The sequence below is a fragment of the Azospirillum sp. P4_B5 genome, assembly GCF_056402275.1.
Window position 1 is genome coordinate 41,534 of the sequence record NZ_JBFUHT010000003.1, and the last position, 16,752, is coordinate 58,285.

The window sequence follows — 16,752 nt, forward strand, 5'->3', positions numbered from 1 at the left end:
TCTCGTGGATTCCCCGTCCATCCTGTTCGTCAACCGTGTGTTTCCTCCGGAGAAGGGGGCGACCGGGCGTTGCGTGTCCGATCTGGCGGAGCGGATGGCGGCAATCGGCTGGCGGGTCACCGTCGTCGCGGACGGGTGCGGCCCCAGCGATGCGCCGCCCGGCGTCATCGTCCGCCGCACGGGCGGGGGGAGCCCACCGGATGCGGGGGTGGGAGGCAGAGACGCGCGGTTGACCGCCCGCGGTTATCTCGCGGCCGCGGTGCGTCTGATTCAACGGGCGTTGCGCCTGCCGCGGCACGACGTTGTGGTAACCATGACCGATCCGCCGCTGCTGGCTTGCGCAGGGCCGCTGATCGCCGCCCGTCATGGCGCGGCGTCCATTCATTGGAGCCAGGATGTGTTTCCGGCGCTGTTGCCGGTGCTCGGCATCCGCCTGCCGGAACCGCTGATGCGGATGACGGAGGGGGCGAGCGTCCGGGCGCTTCGCCGCCATGACGCGGTGGTCGCCATCGGGCGCTGCATGGCCGGGCGGCTGGCGGCGGCGGGGGTGCCGGCGGAACGGATCACCGTCCTGCCGAACTGGCCCGATCCGCGCATTCGGCCCGTGCCGCGCGCGGACAATCCGTTCCGGCTGGAGCATGGTCTGGGCAACCGGTTCACCGTGGCCTATTCGGGAAACATGGGGCTGGCCCATCCCATGGACGCCGTGCTCGACGCGGCGACGCTGCTGGCCCGCAGCGATTCCACCATCGAAATTGTACTGATCGGGGAGGGGCGGCGGCGGGCCGCCATGGCGGAGGCGGTGGAGCGGCGTGGGCTGCCGAACGTCCGGCTGCTGCCGCTCCAGCCGCCGGACCGGCTGGCCGAGAGCCTGTCCGCTGCGGATCTGCATCTCGCGACCATGGACCCGCGGGCCGAAGGGCTGCTGGTGCCCAGCAAGGTGGCCGGCGCGTTGGCGGCTGGCCGGCCTTGCCTGTTCTTGGGACCGGCGGGCAGCGACGCGGCGGCCATGTTGGACGGCTGTGGGCAAAGGCTGGCGCCGGACGACGCGGCCGGACTGGCCGGCGCGATCCGTCGCTATGCCCTCGACCCGGCCTTGTGCGCGGAGCACGGGGCGCGCGCGCTGGCCGTCGCATCGGCCTGGGACGCCACGGCAGCGGCCCGTCGATTCGCGGCGTTGGCGGGCGCGCTGCGCCAGACGGGGCTGCGCGGCGCATCCGTCCTGCCCGGGCGGAGCCTGCCGCATGCCTGATGGAATGCCGCTGCGCCGCTCTCCGTTGGAGGCCGAGGCGGCGGAGTCGGGCCTGCGGTTGCGCCGGTTCCTGCGGATGATGCGGGAGGGGTGGCCGATCCTGTTCATCGGTGCGGCATTGGGCGTGGCGGCATCCATAACCGCCTTGCGGCTGGTGGCTCCACAGTACACCGCGGTGATGGTGATCGGGCCGACCGCCCGCGTCGGGGCGGCGGCGATGGGGGCGCGGTTGCCCGTTCTGATCGGCCGGGAAGCCGCCGCCGCCGCGTCGGAACCCGGTCCGGGGGATGAGATTCTCTCGGATTTCGCGCGCTACCTCCAGCTCTTCACCTCCATCCCGGTGGCGGAGCGGATGATGGCCGATCCGGTGCTGCTGCGCGGCCTGTTTCCCGGTCGCTGGGATGACGAGGCGGGGGGCTGGCGCCCTGCGCCCGGACCCATGGCGTCCGCCAAGCGGCTGTTCCTCGCGCTCGTCGGCCGGTCGGATTGGGTGGAGCCCGACGCGGAGCGGGTGGCGAGCGCGCTTCGGGACCGGCTGACCGTCGACATGGTCGGCAGCGGGCCGATGCGGCGGCTGCGGCTGCGCCATCCCGACCGCGCCATGGCGTTGCGGATCCTATCCGCCGCCGCCCAAGCGACCGACGCCCATCTGCGGGCGGAGGCGTCCCGGCGCAGCGCCACTCAGATCGCCCATGCCCGCGCCCGTCTGGCCGGGATCACCGTGGCGGAGCACCGCCGCGCCCTTGCCGACCTGCTGTCGGAGCAGGAGCGGATCGCCATGATGATCGAGGTCGATCTGCCGCTGGCGGCGGACGCCATCGAACCACCGGCCGCGGCGCAGCGCCCGGATTGGCCGAATCCTCTGACGGTCGTTCCCATGGCGGCGCTGGTTGGTCTGGTGGCCGGGGCGCTCGTCGTCAGTCTGCGGCGCCTGTGGCGGGCGGGTGGGGAGGCGGCTCCGTGATCCCCGTGTCGGTCGTGGTGATGACCCGCAACGAGGCGGCCAACCTTCCCCGCTGTCTGCCCGAGTTGGAGCGTTTCGCCGAACGCTTCGTGGTGGACAGCGGCAGCACCGATGGAACGCCGGCCATCGCCGAGGCGGCGGGCGCGTGGGTCGTGCCCTTCCGGTGGGACGGGCGGTACCCGAAGAAGAAGCAATGGTGCCTGGACCGACTGCCGTTTCGTCAGGATTGGGTTCTGTTCGTCGATGCGGACGAGCGACTCGGCGGCGCGCTGGTGGAGGAGATCGCCGCGCTGATGACCGAAGGGCCGCGGCATGCCGGGTACTTCATCGATGGACATCCGGTGTTTCTGGGGCGGCGCCTGCGCTTCGGCGCGCGCAACCGGAAACTCGCCCTGTTCGACCGCAGGAAGGCGCACTTCCCGATCGTGCCCGACCTCGACGTCGCCACCATGTGGGAGGTCGAAGGCCATTACCAGCCGATGATCGCCGGCACCGTCGGACGGCTGCGCCACAGCCTGGACCATGCGGACGACAAGCCGGTCGCGACGTGGTTCGACCGACACGCCCGTTACGCCGACTGGGAGGCGGCGCTGCGGTCTGATGGGAGGATGAAGGATCTGATCGCTCGGGAATCCGGAGCGCGCCGATGGCTCAAGACTTGGTTCGGCGTGGTGCCGGCCCGTCCGCTCCTGGTCTTTCTCTACGGGTATGTTTGGCGCCTGGGCTTCCTGGACGGTGGTCCGGGGTTCCAACACGCTCTGGCGCGGGCCTTTTACTATTGGCAGATCGGCGTGAAGATCGCGGACGCGAGGCGGCGTGCCGAGCCTCCCGCGTCCACCGATGACTGAGGGTCGGTCGAGGGTGCCGTGCCTTACACCGCCTCGTCCAGAGCGCGCTCGCCGCCCAGCGCTTTGAGAAGGTCGAAGGTGCGCTTGCGCACGGAGGAGTCTTCGATCCGGTAATAGGCCCGGACCAGTTCCAGGGTCTCGCGGCGGGCCATCGACTCGAACTCCTCCGTTTCGGACGGCGGAAGGTCGGGCGACGGGGTGGCGATGTGCTCCGGCGACGGCATGTCCTCGAAGAAGTAGCTGACCGGGACGCCCAGGACCTGCGACAGGTTGAAGAGGCGGCTGGCGCTGATGCGGTTGGACCCGCGCTCGTACTTCTGGAGCTGCTGGAAGGTGATGCCCACCGCCTCGCCCAGCTTTTCCTGGCTCAGGCCGAGCAGGGTCCGGCGCAGGCGCAGCCGGGCGCCGACATGAATGTCGATCGGGTTTGGCCCCTCGCCACGGCGTGACAGTGTGTGGGCGGGTGATAGCTTGGATTTCGTGGCACTCATAATAGACCCTCAGTATGGAGGTGGTTCGCGCCACCAGGGAAATTGGTTAGGTCAGAAAGTAAATTCTATGCAACTTTTCGTGCGCATCAATAGCTAGATGCGTGGAACAGTCGACAAAGCTTATGAAAGAAACGATCGTTCATTTGCTGAGAAACGATATTTCGCATAAAGCCATGGAATTGTCTGGCGCAGGGTAAGAGCAAGCCATTGTAATCCCCATAATGTTGCGTTGGCCGTCCGGCCCAGCCCAAGCAGCTCGCGGCGGATGATCGCCTGCTCCCGCCGGCCGCGCGCCGGGTCCTGCTGGGACCGCCCGTCAGCGGCGAAAATGCATACCGCAAGTGGCAATCGGTGGGCCGGGTCCCCTTGCTTGAGGACGGTCAAGGTGAACGCATAGTCGGCGGCCAGCGCGTGGCGCAGATCGAATCGGACGTTGGACAAGACCGCCGACCGGTAGACCATGGCTTGGTGATGCGTGAACATGCCCAGCAGGGCGCGACGGTGCGAGCGCGCCGGCTTCACAACCAGCCGCCCGCCGGGAAGCTCCTCCAGCGCATCCCCGTAGAACAGGCCGGCGTCCGGACGCGCGGCCAGGATGGGAAGAAGCCGCTCCAAAACCCGGTCATCGGCCAGCCGGTCGCCGGCGTTGAGGAACAGGACGTGGCTGCACGGAGGGCCGCAGGAGAATGACCGTTCGGCAACGGCATCCAGCGCGACGTTCATGGCGTCGTACAGGCCGCGGTCGGGCGACGAGCGCCACCAAGCCGCCTCATCCCCCTGGTGGGCCAACCATGCGGCTGTCCCGTCGGTGGAAGCACCATCCGCCACGAACCAGTCGTAGGCCGCCACGGTCTGGGCACGCAGGCTGGCGCGGGTGGCGAGGAGGCCGGGCAGGTCGTCGCGGACCACGGTGACCACGGCCAACCGGACCTGTCCCGCTTTACCCGTCACTCGGAGATCACCGCGATGGCCGCCGCCGAGATGGCGAGTTGGCCGAGAATGGTGCCCATGTTCTTGGAAAACTCCATCAGATCGAACGGCTTCGGGTCGCGCGGCACCACGATGGACGAGCCCGGCGGGATCGCCGTGACGGTGTGGTTCCAAGAGGAGAGGGACAGCGGCTGCGCCCGCCCGTCCGGCAGAACCAGGAAGATGCGGGCGTCGTCGGCGTTGCGGCTCGCACCGCCCGCCTCCCGGAGATAGGCTTCGGCGGTCTTGCCGCTGACGAACTGCGCGGCGGTCGGATGAAGCACCTCGCCGGTCACGGTGACGGTGAGGGGACGTTTCGGAATCAGGATGCGGTCGTCCGGCTCCAGCAGCACGTCCAGTTCCGGTCGCTGGCGCAGAACCAGGGGATCGGCCTCGATGACGATGCGGCCCAGCGGTTCCACGCCGCGCAGCTGGGTCGCGAGCTGCCGGGCCAGCCCGACCACGTCCGAGCGCGCGGCCTCGCCCTTCTCGACCTCCTGCACCATCCAGCGCTCCAGGTCGCGGGCCTGCTGGTCGAACCAGGCGCGCTCGCGCTTGCGCTCGCTGTCGCGCAGGAAGCTGGTCCCGGCGGGATAGGCTTCCTCCGTCAGGCCGCCGGCCCGGTCGATCAGCGACGACAGCGTTTCGCCGCGTGCGACATCGTAAGCGCCGGGACGGCGCACCGCGCCGGAAATGGTGACGGCCCGCGCCTCCAACGCCTGGGGTTTGGGGTTGACGCGCAGGCTGTCGCCCGGACGCAACGCCGTCCGGGCCGACGCGCCGTCGTTGAGGTCCAGGCGGCGGCGCTGGCCGGTGGCGGTGGTGACCTCCAGGCTGGCGAGATCGGCGGTCGCGGCGGGGCCGCCGGCGGTTGCCAAAAGCGCCTCGACGGTCGCCATCTCCGCCACGGGATAGGTGCCGGGGGTTCGCACGGCGCCCCGCACCTGCACCCCGCGTTCCCTCACCAGTTCCGCGATGTCGCCGGGGAGCGGCGGTTCGGTGTCGGATGGTTCGGCGTCCGGCGGTCCGGTGTCGGTCGGTGGCGTCTCCGACTTGCGTTCCTTGTCCGGGGACCTCGCCAGCGAACGGACCTCGGCGGTGGAGAGCAGGCGCACCCGATCTCCGTCGGAGAGCGCGCGGTTGGCCTGTCCGGACGCCACCTCCTGCGGCGAGAAGGGAATCAGTCGACGGGCGAGGGTGCGGCGGTCGAAGCGCTCGATCACGCCCAATAGGGGATAGACGTCCCGATTCAGCGCATCGCCGCCGGTCAGCGCGTCGCGCAGCGTGGAACCCCCGGCCAGCGGACGGACGCCGGGGCGGCGGGCGTGGCCGGTCAGCTCGTAGACGGGATCGTCGGGTTCCACGATGATCCCCGCCGCCGCCGGACGGTGTTGCGATGCTCCGCCGAAGGCGGGCGCGTGAGCGCCGGACTCCGGCCCGCCCGCGGCAAGCGCCAGCTCCGCGGCGCTGCCCCGCCCGGTGGAGGGGTAGAAACCGGGGCGGGGGACACCGCCCATCAGCAGGGTGGAATGCTCCAGCGCAAAGACGAGCAGGTCGGGAACGGCTTCGAACAGGGGTGGGCAGGGGGTGCGTCCGCCGGTCAGCCGCGCCGCCGCCCGTGCCTTGGGGCCGTTGGCGAGCGGTCCGTCCGGCTGGGCCGTCAGGGCGCGGGCAAGGACCACCAGGCCGCGGCACGCGTCCTGTGCCGGCTCGCGCGCCCCGCGCAGAAGCTCCAGCACTGGTTCGGAGGTCAGGAAATCCACATCGTCGGCGCCCAGCACGTAAAGAACATCGTTTTCGGCAAGGGGGCGGCGGTCACGGCCGGCGAGCACGGCCCCCAAGTCGACCGGTTGCAGGACGCGTGTGCGGTTGTCCGGATGAATGGAGGCGAGCACCGCGAAGGGAAGATAGGGCGCCGCCCCCAGATCGGCCGTTGAAACCAGAGTCCCGATGGTCGGGGTCCGCTCCAGCGCCCGGGCGCCGGGGCGCAGGACATGGCCGTCCAGACGCAGGTCGCCGCGCCGGTCCTCCCGGCGGGGCGCCAGCAGCAACAGGTCGCCGTCGCCCAGTTGGGCGGTGTCCGTGTCGGCCAGCTCCTCCGCCCGCTCCTCGCCGTTCGGGCCGATGGCGTAGCGGAGCGCCCGATGCGCGCCGGGCCGCAGCAGGCCCCCGGCCATCTCCTTCACGACGGCGATCGGCAGGCGGTCCTCGCCGGGGGGAAGCTCGTAGACGCCGGGGCGCTTCAGCGGGCCGGCCAGCGCCACCGTCGGGCCGAGCGGCGGCACGAAGACGCGGTCGCCGTCGCGCAACCGGATGCCCGCGTTCGCGCCGTCCCCGGTCATGAACAGGTCGTACAGGTCGATGGGCAACCCGGTCGAAGGGGCGTTTGCCGCGGCGTGCGCATGAAACAGGCGGATGCGGCGGAGCGAGCCGCCGCGGGTGACACCGCCGGCGGCGGTCAACGCGTCGAGCAGCGTGGCGAAGGCACCGATCTCCTGACGGCCTGGACGCGCCACGGCGCCGGTCACCAGGACGCCGATTTGCCGGATTTCCGTCACTGAGACATACACCTCGGTGTTCGGGAAGGAGGCCGTCACGGCGTCGGCCAACTGGGCGCGCAGTTCCGCCAGGGTCAGTCCCTGGGCCACGACGGGCCGTACGTCGTCGACGGTCAGCAGCCCCGCCCCGTCGATGAGGTGGCGCTTGCTGATGGATTTCTGGCCGCGCAGGGACACCAGAAGCTCGTCGCCCGGACCCAGCGTATAGTCCGCCTGCACGCCGCCCGATCCGTCGCGCCGTGGCGGGTCCTGGCCGAACTGGTCATAGCCGAACTGAAGGAGGACGGAGCCCGCCCGCTCGCTGTAGGCAGCCTCGATCGGTGACAGGGAGTCCCAGGCGGGAGCGGGACGGGTGGTGCCGCCGCGAGGCGGCGGGATCGCCTGGGAGGGTGGCGCCGTATTGCGCGCGTGCAGCACCGGAGATGCCGGCTCCGCGGCGGACACGGCGAGCGCCCAGGCCATCAGCGCCGCCAGCGGCACCAAAAGGGCGAGAGTTCTGCGCGCGGAGTCACACATCGATGGTGCTGGCACCGTGGTTTGGTTCCGTATTGGCCGTCAAAGTCTGATGCAATGAATACTAATGCGTGCATGAATCGGAAAAGGCAACGGCCAAGCTGCGTTGCCGCGCCGCCATGCTGCGTGTAGACTGACGGTCATCGCGTGGAACGCGCAGGAGCCGCGGGCATGGTTGCCGGTGTATCGTCCAGTGGCGTTTACGGCGTGCCGCTTCGGCGGCCAGGCCAGGCGGCGCGTGACCGGGCCCCGGACAGCGCTCAGGCCGCCGAACAACCGGGAACGCTGACTGACGATCAGCAGCGGCAGGTTCAGGAACTCAAACGCATCGATGCCAGCGTCCGCCAGCACGAGGCGGCGCATCAGGCGGCGGGCGGCCCTCACGCGGGTGGAGCTTCCTTCACCTTCACCCGTGGCCCGGACGGCAAAAACTACGCAACCGCCGGCGAAGTGCAGGTGGACGTCGGCGCGGAGAGCGACCCCGAAGCCACCGTCCGCAAGATGGACACGGTCAAGGCGGCGGCCTTGGCGCCGTCCGACCCCTCGGCCCAGGACCTTCGCGTCGCCCAGCAGGCCGATGCCGCCAAGATGCAGGCGCAGCAGGAGTTGCAGAGGAAGGGTTCAGGGCCGGGCGCACGGAGCGGCGGTTCATCCGATGGGCAGTACGCTGGAGAGGACGGCGCGTCGCCAAGCGACTCCGCCGCGCCGGCGCTCGCGGCGCGCGGCGCGGCGGCTTATGCGTCGGCCTTCGGGATCGGCCGGCGGACCGGCACCGCCGGCATCATGGTCTGACGCCGGACGGTCCGGTACCGATGCTCAGCGGCGGACGGGGGACTCGCCGTCGAGGGTCAGCAGCGGGCCGTAAAGTTCCGGCCGGCGGTCGCGGAAAATGCCCCAGGACGCGCGCTGGGCGGCGATGCGGTCGAGGTTGAAGCTGGCGGTCAGGACCGTCTCGCTGTCGCAGTCGGCCTGCGCGACCAGTTCTCCGGTCGGCCCGGCGATGAAGGAGGAGCCATAGAAGGTGATCCCGCAGGTGTCTCCCTCTTCCCGCCCGATGCGGTTGGAGGCGACCAGCGGCATCAGGTTGGCTCCGGCATGGCCCTGCATGACCCGCGTCCAGTGGGCTTGGCTGTCCAGCGAACCGTCCTGCGGCTCGGACCCGATGGCGGTGGGGTAGAACAGGATCTCCGCACCCTTCAGTGCCATGGCGCGGGCCGATTCCGGGAACCACTGGTCCCAGCAGATCGCGCAGCCGATGGCGGCGTAGCGGGTCTCGTAGACCTGAAAGCCGGTGTCGCCAGGGTTGAAATAGTATTTTTCCTGGTAGCCGGGGCCATCCGGGATGTGGGACTTGCGGTAGACGCCAAGGACCGTGCCGTCCGCGTCGATCATCGCCAGGGAATTGTAATAGGCGTTCCGCGCCCGCTCGAAGAAGCTGGTGGGAATGACCACGGAGAGCTCGCGGGCGAGCGCGCTCATCCGAGCGATCACCGGGTGATCCTGGACCGGGTGGGCGAGGGCGAACAGGTCCTGCTTCTGGTCCTTGCAGAAATAGGGCGTTTCGAACAGTTCCTGCGGCAGGATGATCTGAGCGCCGCGCGCCGCCGCTTCGCGCACGAGGCGCTCGACGCCGTTCACATTGGCGTCGCGGTCCCAACCGCAGGCCATCTGGGTCGCCGCGACGGTGACGGTGCGTTCGGTGGTGGGGCGCATAAGCTGGTGCTCCTGTGCTCTTGCGTGTGCTGTGCCGTGTTAATGGGCGGACGGCTGGGCGCGCAACCCCATCTCCGCCCTGTCACAAACGTTTCAGATTCATCCACGTTTCCAGGCCGGGCAATTCCCAGCCCCTGCCCGATGTCGGTGCAAAACCTGAAAGTCATACGCATAAATACGAAAATCTCCCCGAGAGATCTCGGGATGGTTATGTGATATATTATTTCACGTACAAGAAATTTAAATCCGCAATTGCTTTGCGATTTTTCCGAGAGGCGGTATGATCGGGCAAGTTGATTTCGTCCGCTGCACCGCACCACGGCCTGACGGACGCCTGCCGAGAGATCGTCGTCATGGTTGGGCGTTTCAAGAGACAGGAACCCATTGTCGCTGAGCCGCAAGGGGAGGACGCCGACGCGCTCCCCCCGTTTGTCATGACCTTGCCGCGGGCCGTGCGGGAGGTGCATCGCGCCATCGCGCGTGCGCTGCAGATCCGCATCGCCGACCACGGCGTCAGCATGGGGCAATGGTATTTTCTTCGTGCCCTATGGGAGGAGGACGGGCTGACCCAGCGCGAATTGAGCCAGCGGGTCGGCATGATGGAACCCACTACGGTGACGGCGCTGAACAATCTGGAACGCTGCGATCTCGTCCAGCGGGTGCGCAACCCCCACGATCGCCGCAAGGTGAACATCTACCTGACGCCGAAGGGCAAGGCGTTGCGGGCCGACATCCTGCCGGGAGCGGAGGAAATCGAGGAAGCCGCCACCCAGGGCATTTCGCCGAGCGAACTGGAACTGACCGTCAGCGTGCTGCGCCGGGTGGCCGCCAATCTCGGCGGATTGCCGCCCGTCGGCGGGGACGATGATCTGGGGTAGGGGGCGCGGCAACCAAACGAGTCCCGCGCCGATCGTTCCGGTCAGTCGTCCGGATCGGGAGGGGGCGGCAGGCTGGCCCCGGTCAGGTTGGCGCCGGTGAAGCGTGCGTCGCGGATGTTCGCGTCGCTGAGTATAGCCCCGGTCAGGTCGGCGCCGGAGAAGTCGCAGCCGGCCAGATTAGCCCCGCGCATGTTGGTGCGGACGCAGGACGCTCCGGTGAAGTTGCTGCCGGTCAGATTGGCCGCCCAGAGCCGCCCGGTCGGCCGTCCGTCCGGACCCTTTATGTCGACCCAGCCGATGCCCGCCCCGTCGAAGCGGGCGCCGGACAGGTTGGTGCCGCGAAGCGTCGCCCCGTCGAGGATGGCGCCGCTGAAGTCGCTGTCGGTCAGGTCGGCGGCGGAGATGTCGCACATGATGAGCAGCGAATCGCGCATCTTGGCGCCGACCAGCCGCACACCGCGCAGGTTCGCGCCGGACAGATTCACGCCGTGAAGGTCGATGTGCGACAGGTCCGCTCCGCTGAGGTCGGCGCGCGATCCCATGGCGCCGTTGGTGTTGATCCAGGTGTAGTGATTGTGAAGCGCTTCCTGGATTTGAATCGAGAAATTCTCGGCGGAGCGCGCCATGTTGGCGCCGGTGGTGTCCGCCCCGGCAAGGTCCGCCCCCTCCATCTTCGCTCCCTGGAGGTCGGCGTTGCGCAGGTTGGCGCCGGCCAGCACCGCGCCGTTCAGGTTGGCGTCGCGCAGGATGGCGCCCTGCAGGTTGACGCCGGACAGGTTGCAGCCGCGCAGGTCGGCGCGGGCAAGGTTGCAGTTCTTCATGGTGGAGCGCATCAGCGTCGCTCCCGCCATCAGCGCGCCTTCGCAATCCGCCCCGTTCATCGACACGTCGGTCAGGTCGGCGCCGGACAGGTTGGCGTTCGACATCATCGCGTCGTCCATGTCGCTGCCGGATAGGTCCGAGCGAACGAAGTCCAGGCCCTTGCTGCCGTTGGCGCCGTTCCCGCCATACAGCAGCGCGCCGCCGCGCAGGTCGGCTTCCTTCAGGATCGCCCGCTTCAACTTGGCGCCGCGCATGTGGGCGCCGCGCAGATCCGCCCGGTAAAGGTTGCAGCCGGTCAGGTCGGCCTTGGTCAGATGGGCGGCGAACAGGTCGGCGTGGCTGAGATTCGCGTTGGACAGGTCGCAATGGGCCATGTTGGCCCCGGACAGCTTGCCCTGCGTCAGTTCCACCCCGGCGAGATTCGATCCCTCCAGGTTGGTCATGGTCAGGTTGGCGCGATTGCCGCCCGACCGGTTCTTCAGCCAACGCTCGTGCTTTTCCAGCACGGCGACCAACTCATGTGGCGTCATGACCCCGTCCGACAATCGGCCCGTTCCCGGCACGGCGCAGGGGGATGGGCGCGGTTACTCCAGCGCGTTAGCAGTGTCATAAGATAATCTGGTTTATTTGTTAACATGCTGTTCCGCTGCCGGGCGCGATGCAACGATGGACCGGTGCTGTGTGGCGAAGCGACAAAGGGAGGGGGGCGGAATGACCGGCGGACATACGGTGGCGGCGTTCGATGCGGAACTGGCGCGCCTGCACCAGATCATCGTCACCATGGGACGGCTCGTGGAGGAGCAGTTCGCCGTCGCGCTTGAGGCCATCGCGGAGCGGGACGCCGGCAAGGGTGCACGGGTGATCGAGGCCGACGCCGAGATCGACCGGCTGGAACTTGAACTGGAAGCGTTGTGCGTGCGGTTGCTGGCCCTGCGTCAGCCGATGGCGAAGGATCTGCGCGACGTCGTATCGGCGCTCAAGATCGCCTCGAATCTGGAGCGCATGGGCGATTTCGCGAGTTCGGTCGCCAAGCGCGCGGTCACCCTGGCGGATCTGCCGGTGGAACCGCCCGTCGCGTCGCTGTCATGGATGGGCGAGACGGTGCTCGGCATGATCCGCGACGTGATTGGGGCCTATGACGGTCAGGATGCCGAGCGCGCGATGGCCGTCCGCAACCGGGATGGGCAGGTGGATGCGGCCTACACCAGCCTGTTCCGCGAGTTTCTGACCTACATGATGGAGTCGCCGGCACAGATCACCGGCTGCACCCACCTGCTGTTCGTGGCGAAGTCCATCGAGCGGGCCGGGGACCACGCCACGAACGTGGCCGAAAACATTTGTTACATCGTTCAGGGGCGACTGCCGTCCGAGGAACGAACCAAGGGTGACCTCAGCAGTTTCACCGTGGTGGAGAAGGAGTGACGGCGCATGCGGCGCGCCCAGGGGTGACGAGCCCAAACGGAACCGTGACGCCTCAATGTTTGGGGCGCCACCCGCTGCCGTCCGGTTCGTAACGCCGCCGCACCGCGGCCCAGGCGACCTTATGGGCCAACAACTCGCGCTGCATGGCGTGGCGAGCCTCCGGTGACCGGCAGCCCTGCCAGGTGTGATTGAAGGCCGACCGGTAGATATCCTGCGCGGGCGGCGGCAGGCATCGCTTCACCGATTCGGGCAGTTCGGTGTTCTTGCGGAAGGTCATGGGGCGTTCCTCCGGCTTATGATTGCCTTGTTCCCACCATTATAGCCGCTATTCCAATGAAGGCCGTAGGGCTTTTTCCAGTGGCGTTGGAGGTAGGTGGCACCTGCGGACGTCCTAGGTCGAACGACCTGTAACGAATGATCGTGGGTATGAAAAAGGCCCCTCCCCAGGCGATGGGGAGGGGCCTTTCGGTAACCCAAGCAGTGTTGCGAAAGACCCGTTCTGGATGGCCCGGTCTTACGGTGTGCGGCGTGCGGTGCGGTGCGCCGGGATCGGAATGGGCCGGAGCGCCTGCTCTTCGCGGCGGCTGGCCGACATGTCGATCTCGATGCGGGCCAAGGCCTTGCGCAGCTCGTGCACCGCTTCCGACAGCGTCTGGATCGACGCTTCGCCCGGCTGTTGGCGCCAACCGCGGTATGCGTTCAAGCAGCCGCGTGCCGTGTCGCGCAGCCGCGCCTCGACGGCGTCGATCGGCGGAGGGTTGGTGCCGGCGGGGCGGCTTCCATCCGCGGCGGCGGGCTGGGATGCGGGCTGGGCAGGCGTCGCTGTCGGTTGGCCCGCTGCCGGTTGAGCAGGGGCCGGTTGAGCAGGGGCCGGCTGGGGAGCCGGCTGCGGCTCCGGCCGGTTGAGGCGCAACGTCTCGGTCTGTGCCGGCGCGGACGGCTGAACCGGCGTTGGCTGGGGTGCGGCAACCGGTGTTGCCGGCGGAGCCGCGTTTTGGGAGGCCTGAGCTGGGGCCGTGGCCGTGGCGCGGCGCGCCAGCTTGGCTGGTGCCGGAGCGTCCGGAGCGGGCGGCGGTTCCTCCGCCAGCGCGTCGCCGGCCGGCGCTTCCGCCGTGGCGTCGTCGGCGGCCTCGGTGGGCGCGCCTTCTTCGACCGGGGCATCCTTGTCGCTGGCCGCCTCGGCCTTGCGGATGATGTAGGAAATGGCGCTCGGCGTGCATTCGAATTCACGCGCGATCGCCGAAAGGGTTGCGCCGGAACGGTAACGCTCAAGAATCTGCGGCCATGCCGACTGGGGGATTCGTCCGCGCTTCTTCGGAGCCTCCGGTTCGGACCCGGTTTCTGCGTTCATTATGTCGCTCGGTTGCCAAAGTGAATTTTGAGTCATGCGTACGCTGCTTGGGCCGTATCGCGCGCCTACTGACGCATCGGCACGCGGGCGCGTGCACAAGCATCACGTCAGGAGCCGTTTTTGCGTGCGATGTTGTCGGTACGGATGAATATCGGGAACTTGCTGGGAAAATGCCAGAAGAACTTTGCGCCACATGGAAAAATTGCGCTTAGGCGGAATGCCGGAGCCTCAGTCCGAAAGCTGGATTGCCTTGTGGCGGCTGCTTGCGCGGACCGCATAGGAATATCCGCGGGCGAAAATTTTAAAAACTGTATTTCACGAACCGGTCGTACAGGAAGCGGTTGCAAAGAGGTTTGAAAAACCATGGCGGTCCGGAATGCGTTGCGGAGCGTTCTGTTGACATGAGGCGCCCATCGCTAAGGCGCGCGCTGTCCGACTGGCGGAGTTTCCTACATGCCGCATTCCATCGATCGATTCCGGCCCTTGTCCGGCTTCGTCCAGCGCCAAGCCGGATTGATGTCCGGATTGACGTTTGGATCCGCATCGCGATTGGCGGCGTCCGCCGCGCCCGCGGGTCTTGTCACTGTCCTTCTCGTCTTGGCGGCACCGGCGTTTGCACAGGATGCGGGTGGAGCATCACCGGCGCCGGCGGCACCGCCGCTGGCGTCCGCTCTGCCGCCCAACGCCCCCCCGACCTTCGCCGAACTCGCCGAGAAGCAGTTGGACGCCGTGGTTTTCATATCCACCACCCAGGCGGCGCCGCAGGACGGTCCACAGGTGGGACCGCGCGGACCGGAGCGTCCCGGATTTCCGCCCGGTTCGCCTTTTGAAGAGTTCTTCCGCGAGTTTCGCGACCGCCAGCGCGGCCAGCCGCAACAGCAGCAACAGGCGCCGCGCCCGACCGCGGCGTTGGGGTCCGGCTTCATCATCGACCCGGCGGGCTTCGTGGTCACCAACAGCCACGTGGTGTCCGAGGCGGCGGAGATTTCCGTCACCATGCACGACGGTACGAAACTGCCCGCGAAACTTGTCGGCGTGGATGGGCCGACCGATCTCGCGGTCCTCAAGGTCAACAGCAAGAAGCCGTTGGTTTCCGCCCCCTGGGGTGACAGCGAGGCGCTGCGGGTCGGCGACTGGGTGGTCGCCATCGGCAATCCCTTCGGTCTCGGCGGATCGGTGACGGCGGGAATATTGTCCGCGCGGCAGCGCGACATCCAGCAGGGGCCGTACGACGACTATTTGCAGACCGACGCCTCGATCAACCGCGGCAATTCCGGCGGGCCGCTCTACAACCTCAACGGCGAGGTGATCGGCATCAACACGGCCATCTATTCGCCGACCGGCGGGTCGGTGGGCATCGGCTTCGCCATCCCATCCTCCGTCGCACGTCCGGTCATCGAACAGTTGCGCGACCATGGGCAGGTGCGCCGCGGCTGGCTGGGCGTCCAGGTGCAGGGCGTGACTCCGGACATCGCCGAGAGCCTGGGCATGCAGGAGCCGGCGGGCGCCCTGGTGACCAGCGTGTCTCCGGATGGCCCGGCCGGGAAGGGCGGCGTCCGCCAAGGCGACGTCATCACCCGTTTCAACGGCGAGTCCATCGAGCAGATGCGCGAACTGCCGCGCGTCGTCGCGGCGACCAAGATCGGGTCCGCCGTGCCGCTGGAACTGGTGCGCGAGGGCAAGGCCGAAACCCTGACCGTGACGGTGGGCGAGTTGGAGCCGCAGGAGCAGGTCGCGTTGTCCGGGTCGAGCGGGGCGCCGCGTCCGGAGACGACGGTCGACACCAAGCAGGTCCTCGGCCTGACCCTGTCGCAACTGACCCCCGGCCTGCGCGACAGCTTCTCCATCAATCCCGATGTCGACGGCGTGGTGGTGACCGAAGTCGGCGATGCCAGCGCCGCCAGCGAGCGCGGGATCGAGGCCGGCGACGTCATCGTGGAGGCCGGGCAGGAACCGGTGAAGACACCGGAAGATCTGAACCGTCTGGTCGACGACGCGCGCAGCCAGGGTCGCAAGACCGTGCTGATGCTGCTCAGCCGCGACGGCGACCTGCGCTACGTGCCGATGCCCATTGAGGACCGTAGGGGCTGAGGGCAGCCGGAGGCTGTCCCCAGGGCCTGTCCCAACCTTTTCCTCTACCGTTTGCCGGGCGGCGGGAGTAATTTGCCCGCCACTTGGCGAATGGGATTAATCCAGTGAGCGTAGATTCCGAGGGCCGTCCGCCCGTGCGGCTGTCGGTCGTGGTTCCGGTCTTCAATGAGGCCGAAAACGTCCTTCCCCTTCTCGAAGAGATCGAACGTGCGCTGTCGCCCGCCGACGTGCTGGGCCGCGCCTTCGAGGTGATCTATGTGGACGATGGGTCCAGCGACGACACGCTGACGCGCCTCGCCCCCGTGGTCGCCGCGGGTCGTCTGCGGCTGGTCCGCCATGTCCGCCGGTCCGGGCAGAGCGCGGCCGTGCGCACCGGGGTCAAGGCGGCGCGCGGGGAGTGGATCGCCACCCTCGACGGCGACGGCCAGAACGACCCCGCCGACATCCCCGCCCTGTTCGCCCTGGCCGCCAAGGGCGGTCCGGACGCGCCGGTGCTGGTCGGCGGCCTGCGCAAGAAGCGGCAGGACACGCTGTCCAAGCGGCTGGCCTCGCGTTTCGCGAACGCGGTGCGGCAATCCTTCCTTCAGGACGGCTGCACCGACAGCGGCTGCGGGCTGAAGCTGTTCCGCCGCGACGCCTTCCTCGATCTGCCCTTCTTCGGGGCGATGCACCGCTTCCTGCCCGCCCTGTTCCGGTCGCACGGCCATCCCGTGGCCTACGTGCCGGTCAATCACCGCCCGCGGGAACGCGGCGTGTCCAAATACACCAATTGGCGCCGCGGACTGATCGGCGTGGTCGATTTGCTGGGCGTCTATTGGCTGAAGCGGCGCACCGCGCTGTCGCCCGCGGTCGAAGACCGCTAACCCCTCCTCCGTCCGGA

The 16,752-nt window shown here is 68.4% G+C and carries 15 protein-coding genes; 8 read left to right on the top strand and 7 right to left on the bottom strand.

Translation table 11 applies throughout. The features are described from left to right. The first annotated feature begins 4 nt into the window (after nucleotides 1-4). The 3 genes from AC1DVI_RS02870 to AC1DVI_RS02880 are packed head-to-tail and all read left to right on the top strand — an operon-like array spanning nucleotide 5 to nucleotide 3,064. Nucleotides 5-1,252, top strand: a complete 1,248-nt coding sequence (locus AC1DVI_RS02870; RefSeq protein WP_476956682.1) for a glycosyltransferase family 4 protein — start codon at nucleotides 5-7, stop codon at nucleotides 1,250-1,252. Then, entirely contained in the window at nucleotides 1,245-2,216 is a 972-nt protein-coding gene (locus AC1DVI_RS02875) for a hypothetical protein (RefSeq protein WP_476956683.1), read from the top strand. The genes AC1DVI_RS02870 and AC1DVI_RS02875 overlap by 8 nt, the downstream gene beginning before the upstream one ends. Continuing rightward, nucleotides 2,213-3,064, top strand: a complete 852-nt coding sequence (locus tag AC1DVI_RS02880; RefSeq protein ID WP_476956684.1) for a glycosyltransferase family 2 protein — start codon at nucleotides 2,213-2,215, stop codon at nucleotides 3,062-3,064. Before AC1DVI_RS02875 ends, AC1DVI_RS02880 begins: the two co-directional genes overlap by 4 nt. 23 nt (nucleotides 3,065-3,087) lie before the next feature. Here the strand turns inward: AC1DVI_RS02880 and AC1DVI_RS02885 are convergent, their stop codons facing one another. The 3 genes from AC1DVI_RS02885 to AC1DVI_RS02895 all read right to left on the bottom strand — a co-directional run bounded on the left by AC1DVI_RS02885 (nucleotide 3,088) and on the right by AC1DVI_RS02895 (nucleotide 7,598). Then, a complete protein-coding gene (locus AC1DVI_RS02885) occupies nucleotides 3,088-3,555 on the bottom strand; it encodes a helix-turn-helix domain-containing protein (protein WP_145626568.1) in 468 nt (155 codons plus the stop codon). Nucleotides 3,556-3,675: 120 nt separating this feature from the next. Then, nucleotides 3,676-4,473: a glycosyltransferase family protein gene (locus AC1DVI_RS02890; RefSeq protein ID WP_476956798.1), complete on the bottom strand. Its 798-nt coding sequence runs from the start codon at nucleotides 4,471-4,473 to the stop codon at nucleotides 3,676-3,678. Between the two features lie 29 nt (nucleotides 4,474-4,502). Further along, entirely contained in the window at nucleotides 4,503-7,598 is a 3,096-nt protein-coding gene (locus AC1DVI_RS02895) for an SLBB domain-containing protein (RefSeq protein WP_476956685.1), read from the bottom strand. A gap of 168 nt (nucleotides 7,599-7,766) precedes the next feature. On the opposite strand from AC1DVI_RS02895, the gene AC1DVI_RS02900 reads away from it, so the two are divergent. Continuing rightward, nucleotides 7,767-8,387, top strand: a complete 621-nt coding sequence (locus AC1DVI_RS02900; protein ID WP_476956686.1) for a putative metalloprotease CJM1_0395 family protein — start codon at nucleotides 7,767-7,769, stop codon at nucleotides 8,385-8,387. 24 nt (nucleotides 8,388-8,411) lie between these two features. Here the strand turns inward: AC1DVI_RS02900 and aguB are convergent, their stop codons facing one another. Further along, nucleotides 8,412-9,308, bottom strand: a complete 897-nt coding sequence (aguB, locus tag AC1DVI_RS02905) for an N-carbamoylputrescine amidase (protein ID WP_476956687.1) — start codon at nucleotides 9,306-9,308, stop codon at nucleotides 8,412-8,414. A 353-nt stretch (nucleotides 9,309-9,661) separates the two neighbouring features. Between aguB and AC1DVI_RS02910 the strand changes: the two genes are divergently transcribed. Further along, complete coding sequence (locus AC1DVI_RS02910) at nucleotides 9,662-10,186, top strand: MarR family winged helix-turn-helix transcriptional regulator (RefSeq protein ID WP_476956688.1); 525 nt, start codon at nucleotides 9,662-9,664, stop codon at nucleotides 10,184-10,186. Between the two features lie 41 nt (nucleotides 10,187-10,227). Here AC1DVI_RS02910 and AC1DVI_RS02915 read toward each other — a convergent pair whose 3' ends face one another. After that, nucleotides 10,228-11,538: a pentapeptide repeat-containing protein gene (locus AC1DVI_RS02915; protein WP_476956689.1), complete on the bottom strand. Its 1,311-nt coding sequence runs from the start codon at nucleotides 11,536-11,538 to the stop codon at nucleotides 10,228-10,230. Between the two features lie 181 nt (nucleotides 11,539-11,719). Between AC1DVI_RS02915 and phoU the strand changes: the two genes are divergently transcribed. Continuing rightward, complete coding sequence (gene phoU / locus AC1DVI_RS02920) at nucleotides 11,720-12,430, top strand: phosphate signaling complex protein PhoU (protein ID WP_476956690.1); 711 nt, start codon at nucleotides 11,720-11,722, stop codon at nucleotides 12,428-12,430. A 52-nt stretch (nucleotides 12,431-12,482) separates the two neighbouring features. Here phoU and AC1DVI_RS02925 read toward each other — a convergent pair whose 3' ends face one another. Together AC1DVI_RS02925 and AC1DVI_RS02930 are read right to left on the bottom strand one after the other, a co-directional pair. Next, a complete protein-coding gene (locus AC1DVI_RS02925; RefSeq protein WP_149165782.1) occupies nucleotides 12,483-12,707 on the bottom strand; it encodes a ChaB family protein in 225 nt (74 codons plus the stop codon). A gap of 237 nt (nucleotides 12,708-12,944) precedes the next feature. Then, nucleotides 12,945-13,781 (bottom strand): hypothetical protein, encoded by an 837-nt coding sequence (locus AC1DVI_RS02930; protein WP_476956691.1) that lies wholly within the window; start codon nucleotides 13,779-13,781, stop codon nucleotides 12,945-12,947. A gap of 516 nt (nucleotides 13,782-14,297) precedes the next feature. Between AC1DVI_RS02930 and AC1DVI_RS02935 the strand changes: the two genes are divergently transcribed. After that, a complete protein-coding gene (locus tag AC1DVI_RS02935; protein ID WP_476956799.1) occupies nucleotides 14,298-15,872 on the top strand; it encodes a DegQ family serine endoprotease in 1,575 nt (524 codons plus the stop codon). 104 nt (nucleotides 15,873-15,976) lie between these two features. Continuing rightward, nucleotides 15,977-16,735, top strand: coding sequence for a glycosyltransferase family 2 protein (locus AC1DVI_RS02940; protein WP_094306301.1), 759 nt, complete (start codon nucleotides 15,977-15,979; stop codon nucleotides 16,733-16,735). The last annotated feature ends 17 nt before the right edge of the window (nucleotides 16,736-16,752 follow it).

Bases quoted from the DNA above. Each gene is read 5' to 3' on its own strand.
- AC1DVI_RS02895 (WP_476956685.1), bottom strand. From the start codon at position 7,598: ATGTGTGACTCCGCGCGCAGAACTCTCGCCCTTTTGGTGCCGCTGGCG.
- aguB (WP_476956687.1), bottom strand. From the start codon at position 9,308: ATGCGCCCCACCACCGAACGCACCGTCACCGTCGCGGCGACCCAGATG.
- AC1DVI_RS02925 (WP_149165782.1), bottom strand. From the start codon at position 12,707: ATGACCTTCCGCAAGAACACCGAACTGCCCGAATCGGTGAAGCGATGC.
- AC1DVI_RS02915 (WP_476956689.1), bottom strand. From the start codon at position 11,538: ATGACGCCACATGAGTTGGTCGCCGTGCTGGAAAAGCACGAGCGTTGG.
- AC1DVI_RS02930 (WP_476956691.1), bottom strand. From the start codon at position 13,781: ATGAACGCAGAAACCGGGTCCGAACCGGAGGCTCCGAAGAAGCGCGGA.
- AC1DVI_RS02885 (WP_145626568.1), bottom strand. From the start codon at position 3,555: ATGAGTGCCACGAAATCCAAGCTATCACCCGCCCACACACTGTCACGC.
- AC1DVI_RS02900 (WP_476956686.1), top strand. From the start codon at position 7,767: ATGGTTGCCGGTGTATCGTCCAGTGGCGTTTACGGCGTGCCGCTTCGG.
- AC1DVI_RS02910 (WP_476956688.1), top strand. From the start codon at position 9,662: ATGGTTGGGCGTTTCAAGAGACAGGAACCCATTGTCGCTGAGCCGCAA.
- phoU (WP_476956690.1), top strand. From the start codon at position 11,720: ATGACCGGCGGACATACGGTGGCGGCGTTCGATGCGGAACTGGCGCGC.
- AC1DVI_RS02875 (WP_476956683.1), top strand. From the start codon at position 1,245: ATGCCTGATGGAATGCCGCTGCGCCGCTCTCCGTTGGAGGCCGAGGCG.
- AC1DVI_RS02935 (WP_476956799.1), top strand. From the start codon at position 14,298: ATGTCCGGATTGACGTTTGGATCCGCATCGCGATTGGCGGCGTCCGCC.